The organism is Tenacibaculum sp. 190524A05c (assembly GCF_964036595.1).
GTDB lineage: Bacteria > Bacteroidota > Bacteroidia > Flavobacteriales > Flavobacteriaceae > Polaribacter > Polaribacter platacis.
This window is the reverse complement of the sequence record NZ_OZ038523.1, coordinates 1,685,181-1,699,951: the sequence shown is the minus strand read 5'-3', so window position 1 is coordinate 1,699,951 and position 14,771 is coordinate 1,685,181. Positions and strand designations below refer to the sequence as shown.

Annotated in this window: 17 protein-coding genes; all 17 read right to left on the bottom strand. The window is 29.7% G+C overall.

Features of this window, described 5'->3' with window-relative positions; all coding sequences use genetic code 11:
* Positions 1–912 (bottom strand): helix-turn-helix transcriptional regulator, encoded by a 912-nt coding sequence (locus tag ABNT61_RS07295; protein WP_348745421.1) that lies wholly within the window; start codon positions 910–912, stop codon positions 1–3.
* 9 nt (positions 913–921) lie between these two features.
* Entirely contained in the window at positions 922–1,866 is a 945-nt protein-coding gene (locus ABNT61_RS07290) for an SDR family oxidoreductase (protein WP_348745420.1), read from the bottom strand.
* Between the two features lie 655 nt (positions 1,867–2,521).
* Positions 2,522–2,812, bottom strand: a complete 291-nt coding sequence (locus ABNT61_RS07285) for a hypothetical protein (RefSeq protein WP_348745419.1) — start codon at positions 2,810–2,812, stop codon at positions 2,522–2,524.
* Positions 2,813–2,876: 64 nt separating this feature from the next.
* A complete protein-coding gene (locus ABNT61_RS07280; protein WP_348745418.1) occupies positions 2,877–3,329 on the bottom strand; it encodes an ExbD/TolR family protein in 453 nt (150 codons plus the stop codon).
* Positions 3,330–3,361: 32 nt separating this feature from the next.
* Positions 3,362–4,075 carry a hypothetical protein gene (locus ABNT61_RS07275; RefSeq protein ID WP_348745417.1) on the bottom strand — a complete coding sequence of 238 codons (714 nt, stop codon included), beginning with the start codon at positions 4,073–4,075 and terminating at the stop codon, positions 3,362–3,364.
* Positions 4,076–4,101: 26 nt separating this feature from the next.
* Positions 4,102–4,434 (bottom strand): hypothetical protein, encoded by a 333-nt coding sequence (locus ABNT61_RS07270; protein ID WP_348745416.1) that lies wholly within the window; start codon positions 4,432–4,434, stop codon positions 4,102–4,104.
* Between the two features lie 67 nt (positions 4,435–4,501).
* Positions 4,502–7,771: a VPS10 domain-containing protein gene (locus ABNT61_RS07265; protein WP_348745415.1), complete on the bottom strand. Its 3,270-nt coding sequence runs from the start codon at positions 7,769–7,771 to the stop codon at positions 4,502–4,504.
* A gap of 208 nt (positions 7,772–7,979) precedes the next feature.
* Complete coding sequence (locus ABNT61_RS07260; RefSeq protein ID WP_348745414.1) at positions 7,980–8,432, bottom strand: DoxX family protein; 453 nt, start codon at positions 8,430–8,432, stop codon at positions 7,980–7,982.
* Between the two features lie 63 nt (positions 8,433–8,495).
* Positions 8,496–9,062, bottom strand: coding sequence for a Crp/Fnr family transcriptional regulator (locus ABNT61_RS07255; protein ID WP_348745413.1), 567 nt, complete (start codon positions 9,060–9,062; stop codon positions 8,496–8,498).
* 74 nt (positions 9,063–9,136) lie between these two features.
* Positions 9,137–9,520 (bottom strand): hypothetical protein, encoded by a 384-nt coding sequence (locus ABNT61_RS07250; RefSeq protein WP_348745412.1) that lies wholly within the window; start codon positions 9,518–9,520, stop codon positions 9,137–9,139.
* 7 nt (positions 9,521–9,527) lie between these two features.
* On the bottom strand, positions 9,528–10,019 hold the full coding sequence (locus tag ABNT61_RS07245) for a hypothetical protein (protein ID WP_348745411.1): 492 nt from the start codon (positions 10,017–10,019) through the stop codon (positions 9,528–9,530).
* A gap of 10 nt (positions 10,020–10,029) precedes the next feature.
* On the bottom strand, positions 10,030–11,148 hold the full coding sequence (locus ABNT61_RS07240; RefSeq protein ID WP_348745410.1) for a serine hydrolase domain-containing protein: 1,119 nt from the start codon (positions 11,146–11,148) through the stop codon (positions 10,030–10,032).
* A 45-nt stretch (positions 11,149–11,193) separates the two neighbouring features.
* Complete coding sequence (locus ABNT61_RS07235) at positions 11,194–11,832, bottom strand: hypothetical protein (RefSeq protein ID WP_348745409.1); 639 nt, start codon at positions 11,830–11,832, stop codon at positions 11,194–11,196.
* A gap of 79 nt (positions 11,833–11,911) precedes the next feature.
* Positions 11,912–12,157 carry a hypothetical protein gene (locus tag ABNT61_RS07230; RefSeq protein WP_348745408.1) on the bottom strand — a complete coding sequence of 82 codons (246 nt, stop codon included), beginning with the start codon at positions 12,155–12,157 and terminating at the stop codon, positions 11,912–11,914.
* A 428-nt stretch (positions 12,158–12,585) separates the two neighbouring features.
* Positions 12,586–13,131, bottom strand: a complete 546-nt coding sequence (locus ABNT61_RS07225; RefSeq protein ID WP_348745407.1) for a hypothetical protein — start codon at positions 13,129–13,131, stop codon at positions 12,586–12,588.
* Between the two features lie 150 nt (positions 13,132–13,281).
* Complete coding sequence (locus ABNT61_RS07220; protein WP_348745406.1) at positions 13,282–13,731, bottom strand: hypothetical protein; 450 nt, start codon at positions 13,729–13,731, stop codon at positions 13,282–13,284.
* 154 nt (positions 13,732–13,885) lie between these two features.
* A complete protein-coding gene (locus ABNT61_RS07215; RefSeq protein ID WP_348745405.1) occupies positions 13,886–14,521 on the bottom strand; it encodes a hypothetical protein in 636 nt (211 codons plus the stop codon).
* Positions 14,522–14,771 lie beyond the last annotated feature (250 nt).

The following is a 14,771-nucleotide window of genomic DNA, read 5'->3' as shown; positions in this document are numbered from 1 at the left end:
TTAATTCAGTTTATATTTTTTTCTATATTCTTTCGGGCTGATACCTTCCTTCTTTTTAAACAATCGTGAAAAATATGGAGGATATTCAAAACCTAATTCGTAGGCAACTTGAGATATGGTTTTGTTGGGTTGCAACAAATTATTTTTGGCAACATCAATTAAATGTAATTGTAAATGTTCGGTAGTCGTTTTTCCAGTTTCTTTTTTTAAAGTATCACTTAAATACCGCTTTGAAACCGACATTTGATTCGCAATTTGCTCTATGCTCGGAATTCCATTCTCTTCCAATTGTCCTGATTCAAAATAGTCTGATAGATAAATTTTGAATTGTTCTAGTAAATCATTAGAAAGTTCTTTCCTGTTTATAAATTGACGTTCGTAAAAACGATTGGCATATTTTAATAAAGTATCTAATTGAGAAATAATTATTTCTTTGCTAAAGGCATCTTGATTATTTTGATATTCAATTTCTATATTATCTATAATAGATTCCAATTGTTTTTCTTCTCTTGGAGAGAGATGAAGAGCTTCATTAGTTGAATATGAAAAGAATCCATATTTCTTAATTCTTTGAGCCAACTCAGTTCCCTTTAAAAAATCCTCATGAAAGTTTAATGAAAATCCCTTTTGTTCAAAAACAGCACTGCTATCCCATTGTAAAACTTGCCTTGGAGCAATAAAGAAAAGTACACCGTTTGTGAAATCATATTTTGTTCGTCCATAGTTTAAATCACCTTCAATAAATTTTTTAAAACTTATAGTATAGCAATCATTAGTAATTGGAGGAGAACTTTCTCTCGGGCAAGGTAAATAATCTTCTCCTTTTGAATTAAATACGCTGAACATTGGATGTTCTGGACGAGGTAAACCCAAATAATTAAAATAAGAGGACAATGTTTTAAAATGTTGCATACTACTAATTTAAAAATTCCATTTTACTCCAGTTTCTATTTCAGATAAATCCCAAAGTTTTTTTGATACAACTTCATCTTTTGCATGTGGTTCGATTTTATGTGGACCAACAGGACCAACCCAATTACTTCTTCCAGTTGGACCGTAAAATTCTTTTTGATTTAAATTTTCTTCGATTGCACACATTAATTGAGGATAAGCTCCTCTTTCTGCGGATTGCGTTAATGGTTTCATTACAAAGAACATGAATCTCATGAATAAACTTCCACTAGTTTTTATTAAAGAAGTTCTAGAAGCTCCAGGGTGACAAGCATATGCTTTTACATTTGTATTACCAGCTTTTTCTAATCGATTTTGTAATTCATAAATAGACATTATTTGAGCTAGTTTACTTTGACTGTAGGCGTTGTTTGGAGTATAATCGTTATCCCAATCTAAATCATTAAACTTAATGGTTTTAATTCCCATATTGTAACCCATACTACCCACAGTAACAATTCGACCTTTTGATTTTTCAATCAACGGAAACAATAAGGCTTGCAAAGTGAAATGCCCATAATAATTTACCCCCATTTGACTTTCCCAACCATCATTTGTAAGTTTTCTTTCAGGAACCTGAGCTATTGCGGCATTACAAATTAAGGCATCTATTCTGGAAATAGATTTATTTACAATTTCTGCTGCTTGTTTTACAGATGCTTGTTCCGATAAATCCATTTGAATGGCAGTTACATCTATGGTGTCTCCTAACTCCCGTTTTAAAGCGGAAATTGTATGGATAGATTTTTTAGCATTGCGATTCAGCATTACTACTTTCCCACCTTTGGATAATAATATTTTAGAAGCTTCAAAACCAGTACCACTTGTTGTTCCAGTAATAACAAAAGTTTTACCTTTTAAGTTACCAATTCTATCGGGAGTCCAACCTTTTTTACCAAATTGATTCGTTTTCATGTTTGTCTAATTTTTTAATGATTAAAAGAACGAGACAAAGGTCGGATAGAGGTTGAGGTATTTTCTTATACAGATTTTCGTAAGTTAGATACTTTTTGGTTTTGTATTCATATTCATTTACGCAAAACGTATCGTTTATTTTTGTTTAATAAGTTTTATAATTATACCAATTACTACAAAAAATAAAGTTCCAACAACACTAAATTTTATTACTTCGTAGAATCTTTCACTCATTGTCATTGTATCAATTATCCGCTTAGAACTTTCTTGATTTAAAATGTAATAAATAAAAGATGTTGCAAACTTGTTGAATAAAAAAACACGAAAAAAACTTGAGAGAAAAGAAATAATAAAACCAGTTACAATGAAATAAATCAGTGAAAATTGCAGATTCTTTTTATTGATAATTTTTAAAAGAATGAATGGAATTAAAATATTGACTACTAAATTTAGAAAACCGTTCTGTAGTTCAAAAAAGATCAATTCATAGAAACTCAAAAGAGTTATAGCATAAACTAATAGACTTTTACCTAAAATTAGAAATATTAGATTTTTATTAAAGTCTTTGGAGATTGTAATCATTTAGTTATTAAGCTTTAAGTTGCGTATTGTTCGTTGATTTCTATAATATCGAAATCCCACATTTTATGTGTATTTATTCCTTTTTGTATTTATAAATTCTATATCCTTCTTTTTGTATAAATCCATCAGGCATGTATCCTTTTTTTAATATTCCATCACCAATAATAGCCATGTTTAATCCTAAACCATCATTAAGTTTATCAGATATTAGTAATGTCTCTTCTTTTTCATTGAAGGATTCCGATACAAATTTACGAGCATCCTCAATGTTTGTTAAAATTTGTAATTCCTTTTTAGCCTCGTTACAATTACTAAGAATTACGATGAACACTAATACGAAAATGATTCTTATACTTTTTTTCATGATTTAATTATAGAAATAAGTTGAAATTATTTGTTTACTAAGTTGTTATTTATTGAAAGTATGATTATTCTAAATCTATAATGTTGATTGGGTACATCAACTTAACTTCTTCTAGTTGCTCGGGAGTTAATTTATCTAATGGAATCTCATACTTTTCCTGAACATATTTTGTTCTTAGAGAATTAATTTCTTCTCTAAGTATGTTTTGAATCGTAACATAAGTTTCATAGTCAGCAGCTGGGTGATTTGAAATCGTAATTACTGATTCCGATTTATTTTCGGTAACATACTTTCTGACACTTTTTTTCAACTCTTCAAAACTTTGTTGTTTTTCATTCACGGAAAGCTTACTATTTTTATTTACATAAATTTTAAGTGCTTTGCTTACATCGTACTGTTGATTAGAATTTTCTTTTTGAGGTAACTGCGGTAAAAACTTAGTATCTGGTTTCAAAGGATTCTGACAAGAACACAAAAGAGTATTTATCAATAGAAAAAGTAAAATATAGTTTTTCATGTGTAAAGAGATGTAGTTTTAAATTTTAATTTTTAAATTAATTTTAATCTAGAAATTTCATTATTAATTTCCTTTATTTTATCGAGATAATATTTGTATTTAAATTGATCATATTCCTTTTTATAATACTGTTTAAGTTTTTCGAATTTTTCAATAGTAAGTTTTGTTTCACCTAAAGAGGCAGCTGTGTAAGCAATAAGTTTATTTCGATTTGGACTGTCAATATTTCCAAATCCCCAAGTTTCATTCATATCATTATGGTCCTCTTTTAGAATTCTTAGTACTTCCTGCTTTACTTCAAATTTACTAAACCAAGTGAAAGCTGTATTTTCAATTTGGTTCTTACAATCATTAATTGCATCAATTAAATATTTTCCTTTTTCATCAATTAACCAAATGTTTTCTCTCGGAAATTCCTTTTGCTCAATTGATTTTTTAATACTTCTTCGAAAATACCCTTGAGATTCATCCGGTCTTTTGAGTCCATTTTTTTCTTTAAATGGAGTATCGGAAGGAATATAGTTTAAAAAAGATGCTAGATTAACAGCAAATGAATATGTAGTGCAGCCTAAGACTTCTGCATTATAGGAGTTAAATGATTGAAAACTTATCACATCAATTTTTTCTAAGCTATACCTCCAATATTTTCGACCAGTATAATTTTTAAAACCGTTTTCAATTAAAACAGGACGAATTATGTTGTTTATAAGCTTTGTTACTTCCTTACTGTCTAGTTTAAGTTTCATTAGTTTTTTGAATTATTTTGTTTAATTCATTCTGTTTCAGTGCTGACTTCACCGTTTTCAAACTCTCCAACTTTAAAACCAAGAATTTCTGTAGCACATTTTTTGAATTCAGTTTTCCATTCAACCCATTCATCTAATTCCATGTTAGCCATAAGATGAAGTCCACTCGGTTCAATTGATGCGAAAATTGACTTTTCATTCTCATCAAAACTAAACCAATAAGGTAATCCATCTTCTCCGTAACCATCTTTACCATATCCGATCCAACCATCCATTTTTTCGTAAACTAAAGGAACTATATCCCAAATCTCTTTAGGCAAGTCATACCTTATATTCAAGTTGCATTCTTGGAATTCCATTATTATGATTTTATAAAAAAAGCCCAAACTAAATTAAATAGTTTGGGCTTTATATCTGTTATATAAATTATTTTTTCACTTTTGGAGCACCAATTCGTTCTAATTGACTTTCCAGAGGAGTTAAAGCACTTTTAATTAACTTTAGATCTGTAGACATTTTATTATATAATTTTTGGGCATTACTCATATATTTCAAATGAGCTTTTGTAGGTCCGTAAGAAGATCTTGCACTTGCAGGCCACATATAATCCCAGATAGTCGGATATTCATTCTTTTCACCAACTTCACTACGAACTTTACTTCCTCCAAATTGTTGTTCTAAATCTAAAATTTGATTACGTAATTTCAATAACTCAGCATGAAGATTCTCATCTGTTTTTTGCGCTCTATCGTAAGCTTTAAGCATTACGTTGATGTTGTTTTTAGTGTCTCCAACAGAGGTTCCTAAATCGCTAACTTTTGTAGATAAGTCAGACATTGTTTTCCAATGTTCTACAACTTTTTCTGGAGTATTTCCATTCAACGCACCTTTAGTGGTAGACTTAACATTAAACGTAACTTTTTCTCCCATACTTGAATATTTACCATCAATCTGTTTGAAAAGTTGCGCAGTGTAACTTCCAGGTTTTACCATATATCCACGTCCACCTCTTTTGTAGTTGTTGGCTGAAATGGTATACATAGGATCAGTTGAAAGATCCCAACTTACTCTACCTGTTCCTTTAGCATTTTTAACACTGATTCTTTTTACGATGTTATTTCCATTATCGTAAATGAATAACCATAATTTTGGTTTCAACTCTTTTTTCTCCTCTTCTAATACAGACCATTCTGGAACTCCTACAATTCCTTTATTTTTTGAAGCCTTTTTTTCTGCTGCTGCACGTTGAGCTGCTCTTGATTTGTAGTTATTCTTAACATAATAGGTGAATTCTACACCAAAAGGAGGATTATCTGCAACGAAGAAATTATCTCCTTGAGAAGCTTTTCTCCCTCTTCCTAAGGTATTACGTTCCATATACCATTTACCATCTCTTGGTTGAAATAATTGAGCTTCTTGATCTGGATTAATAGTTCGTAAAGATGAATAATCGTCTAAAATGAAAATCCCTCTACCGAAAGTTCCAGCAATTAAATCGTTTTCTCTCTTTTGAATTGCTAAATCACGAACAGAAATATTTGGTAATCCTGATTTTAATTTCATCCAGTTTGCACCACTATCAATAGTAAAATATACTCCGTATTCAGTTCCTAAGAACATTAAATTACGATTTACATGATCTTGAACAATTCTCCATACTAAAGTGCGATCAGGAAGATTGTTTGCAATACTTTTCCAAGTTCTTCCTTTATCTGAACTTTTGAATAAATATGGTTGATAATCACCAAATTTATGATTGTCAAAAACAGCATAAACAACATTTGCATCAAATGCGTCAGCTTTAATATCATTTACAAAAGCAGTTTCTGGTAATCCTTTAATTTTAGAGAAATCTACTTTTCTCCAAGAGTTTCCTCCGTTTTCTGTTACCTGAATAATTCCATCATCAGTTCCAGCATAAATTAATCCTTCTTGTTGCGGTGATTCCGATAATGAAGTGATTGTACTATAACTTGACATTGCATAAATATCCCAAGCATTATCCCATTTTTGTTTTGTACCATAAAAAGGAGTTTGAATACGCTCAATATTATTCGTTAAATCAGGAGAAATAACTTGCCAAGAATCTCCTCGATCGTCTGATTTCCAAACACGTTGAGAAGCATGATAAATTCGTTTTGGATTATGAGGACTAACTAAAATTGGTGCATCCCAATTGTAACGTTCTGATTTTTCTCCTAATTCAGGTTGAGGTTTAATGTATACGTTTTCACCAGTTAATCTATCATGACGATTCAAGTTTCCTTGTTGCCATTGTGCATACATAATATTAGGGTTTCCTGGTTCTGTAGCTGGCTGATGACCATCTCCACCTAATACAATAAACCAATCTGAGTTACGAATTCCATGAACATTATCTGTTCTTGAAGGAGCTCCTTGAGTACTGTTATCTTGAGTTCCACCATACACATAATAGAATGGTTCAGCATCATCAACTGCAATTTTATAGAATTGAGTAATTGGTAAATTATCAATGAATTTCCAATTTTTAGTTCGGTCAAAACTCTCATATAAACCACCATCACATCCAACTAAAATATAATTAGGATCATCTTTTTTAAAAGCTACTGCGTGATTGTCAACATGTTTTTCTGATTCATTCATTTGCGTGAAAGTTTTTCCACCATCAAAAGATTCTAACATGTAGTTGTTTGCTAAATATAAATGATCAAATTTATGAGGAGAAGCATATAATTCTTGGTAGTAATGCGGACCAGTACCACCAGAAACAGCATCACTCATTTTTTTCCATGATCCACCTTTGTTTTCACTTTTATATACTCCACCTGTTCTTCTGTCTAACTCAATAGCAGCATAAATCACGTCAGGTTGTTGAGGAGAAATAGCTAAACCAATTTTCCCCATATTACTTCCAGGTAAACCTTTACTTAATTTTGTCCAAGTTGTACCACCATCAATTGATTTATGAATTGCAGTTCCAGGTCCACCACCTAAATAACCCGCAACTGTACGTTGACGTTGCCAAGTTGCAGCATATAATACATCTGGATTTCTAGGATCGATAAGTAAATCTGTAGCACCTACCCATTCAGCATCTCCAAGAGTACGATTCCAAGTTTTTCCACCATCTAAAGATTTGTAAACTCCACGTTCACCACCTTTACTCCAAAGTGGTCCTTGAGAAGCAACCCACATTATGTTTGAGTTCTTTGGGTGGATAATAATTTTTGATAAGTGTTCAGATTTTTTGAGTCCCATGTTTTTCCATGACTTTCCTCCATCTTCGCTTTTATAAATTCCATCACCATATCCAATATGTCTTCCACCGTTGTTTTCTCCAGTTCCAACCCAAACAATTTCTGGGTTTTGAGGATCAAGAGTAAGACAACCGATAGAATAACTTACTTGACCATCAAAAATAGAGTTCCAAGTTGTTCCAGCGTTTTCAGTTTTCCAAACTCCACCAGAACCAACAGCTACATACCATACGTTTTCGTTATCTGGGTGAATTACAATGTCTGCAATTCTACCAGACATTAAAGCAGGACCAATACTTCTAAATTTTAAGCCATTATAAATAGAACTTTTGTCCTGTTTTTTCTTGCTCTCTGATTTTTTGTTTTTTTGTGCATAACCAGTAGAGATCAAAGTTAGAAATACAAAAGTGAGGCTAATTACCTTTGTAATCTTGTGTAGTTTAAATGTTTTAATCATTTTGTTTTTTTGAGTTCTCCATTAAAGGAAGTTAAAATAAATTTACAATGGTTTTCAGGCCTATGAAGGTAAAGAAAATAGTTGGTTTATTAAATCTAGGAACTTTATTCAAAATGTAAAAAGGAGTAGAGGAAAAGGGATTGGAAAGGAATAAAAATAACCGATAACATATCGAGGATAATTATCGGTTATAAGTATTACTTAGAGATTAGAAACGGATGGAAGAGAAGTACGTCCAAATAATGAATACAACTTGTAATGGAACTCTAAACCATAGGTAGGAAAGTCCATTACCATCAAAAGTTCCTTTTTGAAAGTTGACATTATGTATGGCTCCATAAATATTCGCAGGCAACATTAATACAAGAAAAATGAGCAATGCCCAACCTGATACATATGTAAATCGTGGAATTAAAAGTCCAATTGCTAGTAAGATTTCAAATATTCCCGTGAAATAAACAATACTTTCTTTAAACGGAAGAAATTTAGGAATCATCATAGCCATTCCTTTGGTGAACATAAAATGTCCGATAGCTGTGAATGTAAGCATTATTGCCATCGCAATTCTTGCAGATAACGCAATATTATATTCTTTTTTGAATACTTTAATGGCTACAATGGAAATTGTAAAACTGAATAATAAAATAATTAGTGGTTTCATATGTTGCTGAATTACTAAGAGGTAAAATTCATAAAACATATGATTTAAAACAATGAACCCAAGTTAAGTAATTCGCTTTCTTATTCTGCTTAATGCTTGTGGAGTAACACCAATGTAGGATGCGATATATTTTAATGGAATTTCTTTAATAAGTTTTGGACGATCTTTGAATAAATCAAGATAACGTTCTTCGGCAGTTTTGCTTAAAAGTGCAAGTTCTCTTTTCGATTTAATTAAAAACATCTTCTCGGCCATTTTTCGTCCGATGATATTTCCACTGTTGGTTTTTTGATATACAGTCTCTAAATCTTGAAGCGATATTTTCCAAAAGACACTATTGGTTAAGGTTTCAATTTGATATTCAGAAGGAGTTTGAGTTAAAAATGAATCATACCCAGTAACAAATTCATTTTCGAATAAAAAACCAAAAGTTAAATCAGTTTCTTCTAGTGGAATATAATATCTCACAATTCCTTTCGAGATAAAATACATATGACGTTCAATTTCACCGAACTTTAATAAAGGAGTATTTTTTTTAAGCTCTATTCTTTGCAATTTAGAAGAGAAAAACTCCCAATCACAAGTGCTCAATGGAGTAATGTGTTCTATAAACTTTCTGATTTCTTCCATTTGAGATTGTTTCTTAGAAGTTAAAATTAGTGAAATATCTTTTTTAAATAAATCTGGAATTAATTTTAACCGAGTTATTCCTGTTTGTATTTAATTGGAATATTAAATTCAGTAGTGGTTTTCTCTCCTTTGATTTCGAAAAGTAACTTTATATTTAAAGTATCCAATTGAAAATATTTACTTGGAATATTTATTTCAGTTTTAGTAACTCCATTTTCAGTTCCAAGTATTCTTATTCCTGCTCCATAAATAGAACCAGTTTTTGGATTGATGTTTTTCCATTCAAAATCAGCTCTTAATGGAGTATCAAAAGTCAAATGATTGTTTCCATTTAGGATCTTTAATTCTATACTATGTTCTCCTTTGGAATAAATAAATTTAGAATTTTCTTTCGTTAATTTTGAGCAAGAAAATAGAGTTAGAATTAAGACAATTATAAATGTATTTTTTATGTTCATTTTGTTTCTAAGTATTGTTATTAGGAGATAGTTTTAATGTCTGTTTACCAAATACAGGACTGTCAAATTCAATGCGATCTTCATATTCAACAGATTCTGTGGGAGGATCAATTGGGACTTTATCAATTAGATTGGCTTTTAAATCCGTTGATTCCGCGTATAGTTCATCATGGATGATCACAGTATTACCGATTCTTTCAATAAATGGTAATTGCGTAGCATTTTCTCTTCTTATAATTATTTTTCTCTTTAAATCAAAAGCGCACCATTCAATAATAGCTCGATAGAATAAAACATTGGTTTCAGGAATTAATAAAAAATCATCTTCCTGAATTTCATTTCCTTTTGTAGTTAAAAACTTAATCCTAGTAATAGTTTCATTATGTTCAATAATTACCTCTGAGGATTGAGCTAAAACTTGATAAATTAGAGTTCTTTCCTCATGAATTATATCAAAGTCTGTTGCAGAAATTATATGATTGAAATTTTTAATTTTCATACTGTTCTACTTATTCTATAAGTTTAAGAATTCCACTAACAAAAGTATGTCTGTTGAAATCGGCTAAAGCTTGATTTATAGAATATGAAATTGCGGTTTTAGTTTCTGGACAATACCCAACATAAGTTCCATAAAACCCATAGTGACCATAGTAAGTTTTTCCATTGTATTTTGATTCATACATTCCTAAGCCATATCTGTATTCATGTTCTTTTGTATATTGAACATCAGTCATTTTCTGTAAACTATTCTTGCTAATTAATTTTAAGTCGAAGAGTGATGTTATAAAAGTGATTAAGTCTTTATTAGAAGAAACCAATCCACCACCAGACCAATCAAAAGAAGTATTTATTTCTGAGAAATTTAAATTGCCTACATATTGATGAATCAAGTTGTTTTTTGAGGTTGGCTTTTCATAAAATTCAAAATAGGTTTCATTCATTTCAAGAGGCTCTAATATTCGAGATCGAATACTTTCTGCCAAAGAATTTTGCTCAATTTGTTCAATAATTAATCCTAGTAAAAGATAATTCATATCAGAATAGTGCCATCCTTCATTGGGCTTAAAATGAGCTGATTGATTTAATTTGAATTTAAAGTAAAGTTCTACAATGGATTTTGGTGAGTAGGTCTTTTTGGGATTCTGTAGTAATATGCCAAAAAAATCTTCTTCTTTATCGTTAAAAATATCTGCCAATCCTGAACGATGCGATAGTAATTGCTCAATAGTTATTTGGCTAGAAAATTTCTGTTTATTGTAAAGGTGAAAATTTTCAAAATTGAGAAAAGCTATATTTTTTAAAAATTTAGATGCTTTGTCATTTAAATTCAATTTTCCTTCTTCCATAAGCTGAAGAATAATTGTAGCGACAAAAAGTTTTGTGCTACTTGCAGCTTTGAATTGTTCTTGCCCTGAAACTAAAATTGAATCCTTTCCTTTATGATTTATTCCTTTATGAAAACTTTTTGTACCTCTAGTATTTTGAATTTGAATTAAAATGTTGTGAACTGGTTTTTCAGAAGTATAAGTAAGCTTTGATTCTATTATCGAATCAATTTTATGAGTCTGACCAAAAGAAAGCAATGGAAAGAGTAGTACAACAAATAGATATGTTATTATGTATTTCAATTTTAATTAGTTTGTTTCGAATAATTCGTTATGTTTTTTAAGGCTTTAGTTTTTAATTCTAAACTCTAAGTTATTCGTTGTATCATCGAATCCAATTACACCATATTTCAAATCATAATAAATTTTATGTATTGTAGAGTTTTTGTACATACTAAAATAATTGTTTATGTTTCCTGAAGATTCTAGTACTAATACATCATTGTAAACTTGGTTATTAATAGTCATATCCACTTTAGAATATTCTGTAGTTTCAGGAGATCTAAATTGAAAAACAGTTCCGCCACAGGAAGTGCCTGTAAATTTGGGTATAGTAACTCTATGGAAGAGATCACCTTTTTCAGATTTGGAAATACTGATATCGAGATTCTGACAATTAGAATAGGCATCAACAAGAATTAACTGAATCCATAATTTATCATAATAAAAACTTTCTCCTTCAGAAAGAAGTCCACCGTAAGATTCTTTAACTATTCTGTAAGAGAAGTTTTTAAGTTGTACAGTTTCGTTGTTTTGATTTATAAACTCAATTATTTTATCTGTTTGTTTATATACTTCAGGAATATATTGATAGTCTAGGTTAGAGAATTTATGATATTCTGATTCTCCAAAAATATTTGTTTCACAAGAACAAAATAAAGTTAAGGAAATAAGGAATAAATAATATGTTAGTCTGAACTTTTTCATATGTAGTGATTTGTTTACCGTAAAGTTACTCAAAAGTTTAAAGCAATTACTAAATAAAGAAAAGGACCCATTCCAATTATCATCCATAATAAATGCTTTTTCCAATCTTTTTATTTTCAGACCAAATCATTAAAGGGTGAATTAATGACCATAAAAGAGAACCAGTTGTAACTAAAATGTTCAAAAGACTACCAAATTGATAGATCCATCTATACTCAGAGAATCGGAATCTTTGAGTGAATTTCCCGATTAGCATTCCACTAATAAAAAGAAGAAGAATTAGAATCGCAGATCTTTTTGGATGATAATATATTGACTTTTTCAATTAGGTGTTATTAAAGTGATTTTTTAACGAGATGAACTAAATTTTATTAAACTCCAAAAGAGAAAGAGACCTATTAGTCCAATTGTAGCATACCCCATAAGCATACTAATGAGTAGGACTAAACTTGCGATTAAGATAAATGATTTAAATGTTCGGCTAGCTTTTTTCTTAACAACAGTAGGCTTGTTATTTAATAACTGATTTAAATAAATTTCGTTAGACTTTTTTAAATAATAATCCAGTTCAGATTCTTCGAATCCATGTTTTATTAATTCTTTAACTATTTCGTTTTTTGATAATCCTTTTCTCTTAATGAAATACAGAACTTAAGTTTATTCATTACAGCAATGTGTTATTTCCCAACTTTTACTGTAAAGTTACTCAAAAGTTTGGAAGAATAACTCTTCTTGGGATTTCACGATTTAGTTTTATACAAATCGTATTTTATACTTTGAATCAATAAACACAAGCGCGAAAAGAAGTAGAATAGAAATTATAAATGTTATACTATTAAAAAGAATAGATATTTTATTCTTCTTAGAAATTTTTGCTACTAAAAAGAATAAGAGTAAAACTACAATAAATGAAATAAAATAAAGATTTAAGCCTAAATCTAAACTAATTCTTCCTTCATCGTTGGGTTGAAATCGATTGGCCCAAGCTGCTCCTAATCTCATAATAAAAGGAAGAAATAGAAAAGGGTAGAGGAAGATGTTTTTATTCTTTTTCAAAATCAAGTAAACTATAATTGCTTGAATGATTGTAAATAATGGTCCAGCTGCACTAGTAATCATTCGATGAAGTTTAGAAAGTTTAATTGCAGAGTCTTTAACAGATGCACCGTTTAGTGTGAAACCAGCTTCATATCCTAATAATTCATAGGCAATCCAATGACTCATTTCATGAAAGAAAAAGGTTAGAAACGTTGCAATAATTAGTATTCCAAAATATTTAAGTGAATCTGAAAATTTCATCGTGTAGCAATTTAGTGTTAGTAATTTTCAGTTTGACTGGATTAACGAACTAAAGGTTACAGTTTCATTTAAAAAAGAGTTTGAAACGATAGGAAGTTTATTTTAGTGACAACCTAAATTAATTATCCACCTTGTTAGAGTTAGTTTGTTTTAACCGTCAATTGTCATGTGTTTAGGAGTCATTCCTTCAAAGTCAATCGAAACATAGTGTCTCATTGGTTTTGATTCAAAAGAAATTGACCAATTTGTTTTTTCATTATTAATCCGTCCAATTGAAATTCCGTCAAATTCAAATTGATCATCAAAGTTATTTAGTCCCGCATCTTCAAGATTATCTTCCAGTTCATTTCTTAAAAATGGTAAGATTATGTTTTCTTTGATTTCATTATACTCTTTATTCAACTTTTCGAAGAATTCTTTTTGTTCTTTAGTAGGCCCATTTTCATCAGCATCAATATTAATTCCTATAAGTGTTTCCTGAAAAATTACTTGTCCGTCGTAAAAATTTTTAGAAGAATTTTGGAAGGTTGTATAGTTTAATTCTCCAAATAAACCATCAATAAATTTTGGTTTTTTCTTAAAAATGTCAAAAATTCCCATAGCTTGTTTTTAATTTATGCTTGTCTATTTGTTTATGATTTTTTTCGGAAAAGGTTGTTTAGTTATTTTTAGATGTTACCGAAAGATAATTAAAAAGATTATACTTAATAAAGAAGTCTGTTAGCTTATTAAATTTCGGAATTTGTTGGCTAACTTATTGATTATCTTTTGCTATTCCTAATCTTTGTTTAATGTTAATGTCTGGAAAGTTAATTTCACAATAATTTATAAAGTTAGGACTCTCTTTTAGGTAATATGATACTGAATCAGGAATATTTTCAGTCAATTCTAAAATTCCTTCTTCTGATTTTATTCTCTCAATCCAATAAATAATTTTACTGTCTATGAAATCTATGATTTTGTTAAATTTTGTTTCTGTAAAATAGTTTATATTACAATGATTATTCTCTTTAATTACTGATTCTCGCGAATATTCATCCTTCTGTTCAATTGTTTCTCCATATATGTGAATAACTCTTATTCTTGATTTATCATCGCTGTATTTTTTTAATAATATCGAAGTATTACTAAATAAATATCCTTTTTTTACATTTTTAAGTTTAATCGAGAAAAAACGAGGAATAATTTCTAGATTAATATATTCACCAAATTCATTTGATCTACTTGACCAAAATGAAATTTCTAATTTAATATCTTCACTTGTATAAGAAATTTTTGGTCTAGATGATGAATATTTAAATCCCCTTGATTTATAGTGTTCTCCAATTAAATTACATACATATTGGAAATATTCTTTTGATGTTGTAATTGATGATAAGTTTATTTTCATAGCAGATTTATTTAATGATACCGAGCGTATTTGTGAAGCTGTTGTTTAAAGGTTATAGGTTTCAATTTTCTATAAAAATTAATTTTAGTTGAAAGTCATTTTTTCTTTGAACACTTTTGCATATCAAACAATTGCGCAGTTTTATTATCGGTTATTTTGAATAACTTTATTAACCAGTTTTTATTTCTATTTTTTCTAAAGAGATTCATTTTCGGGCTTGTTAGCAAACTGTTGTTTTATCAATTGGGTT

Excerpts from the sequence above, each read along its gene's own strand:
- ABNT61_RS07295 (WP_348745421.1), bottom strand. The coding sequence starts at position 912 with ATGCAACATTTTAAAACATTGTCCTCTTATTTTAATTATTTGGGTTTA.
- ABNT61_RS07290 (WP_348745420.1), bottom strand. The coding sequence starts at position 1,866 with ATGAAAACGAATCAATTTGGTAAAAAAGGTTGGACTCCCGATAGAATT.
- ABNT61_RS07285 (WP_348745419.1), bottom strand. The coding sequence starts at position 2,812 with ATGAAAAAAAGTATAAGAATCATTTTCGTATTAGTGTTCATCGTAATT.
- ABNT61_RS07280 (WP_348745418.1), bottom strand. The coding sequence starts at position 3,329 with ATGAAAAACTATATTTTACTTTTTCTATTGATAAATACTCTTTTGTGT.
- ABNT61_RS07275 (WP_348745417.1), bottom strand. The coding sequence starts at position 4,075 with ATGAAACTTAAACTAGACAGTAAGGAAGTAACAAAGCTTATAAACAAC.
- ABNT61_RS07270 (WP_348745416.1), bottom strand. The coding sequence starts at position 4,434 with ATGGAATTCCAAGAATGCAACTTGAATATAAGGTATGACTTGCCTAAA.
- ABNT61_RS07265 (WP_348745415.1), bottom strand. The coding sequence starts at position 7,771 with ATGATTAAAACATTTAAACTACACAAGATTACAAAGGTAATTAGCCTC.
- ABNT61_RS07260 (WP_348745414.1), bottom strand. The coding sequence starts at position 8,432 with ATGAAACCACTAATTATTTTATTATTCAGTTTTACAATTTCCATTGTA.
- ABNT61_RS07255 (WP_348745413.1), bottom strand. The coding sequence starts at position 9,062 with ATGGAAGAAATCAGAAAGTTTATAGAACACATTACTCCATTGAGCACT.
- ABNT61_RS07250 (WP_348745412.1), bottom strand. The coding sequence starts at position 9,520 with ATGAACATAAAAAATACATTTATAATTGTCTTAATTCTAACTCTATTT.
- ABNT61_RS07245 (WP_348745411.1), bottom strand. The coding sequence starts at position 10,019 with ATGAAAATTAAAAATTTCAATCATATAATTTCTGCAACAGACTTTGAT.
- ABNT61_RS07235 (WP_348745409.1), bottom strand. The coding sequence starts at position 11,832 with ATGAAAAAGTTCAGACTAACATATTATTTATTCCTTATTTCCTTAACT.
- ABNT61_RS07225 (WP_348745407.1), bottom strand. The coding sequence starts at position 13,131 with ATGAAATTTTCAGATTCACTTAAATATTTTGGAATACTAATTATTGCA.
- ABNT61_RS07220 (WP_348745406.1), bottom strand. The coding sequence starts at position 13,731 with ATGGGAATTTTTGACATTTTTAAGAAAAAACCAAAATTTATTGATGGT.
- ABNT61_RS07215 (WP_348745405.1), bottom strand. The coding sequence starts at position 14,521 with ATGAAAATAAACTTATCATCAATTACAACATCAAAAGAATATTTCCAA.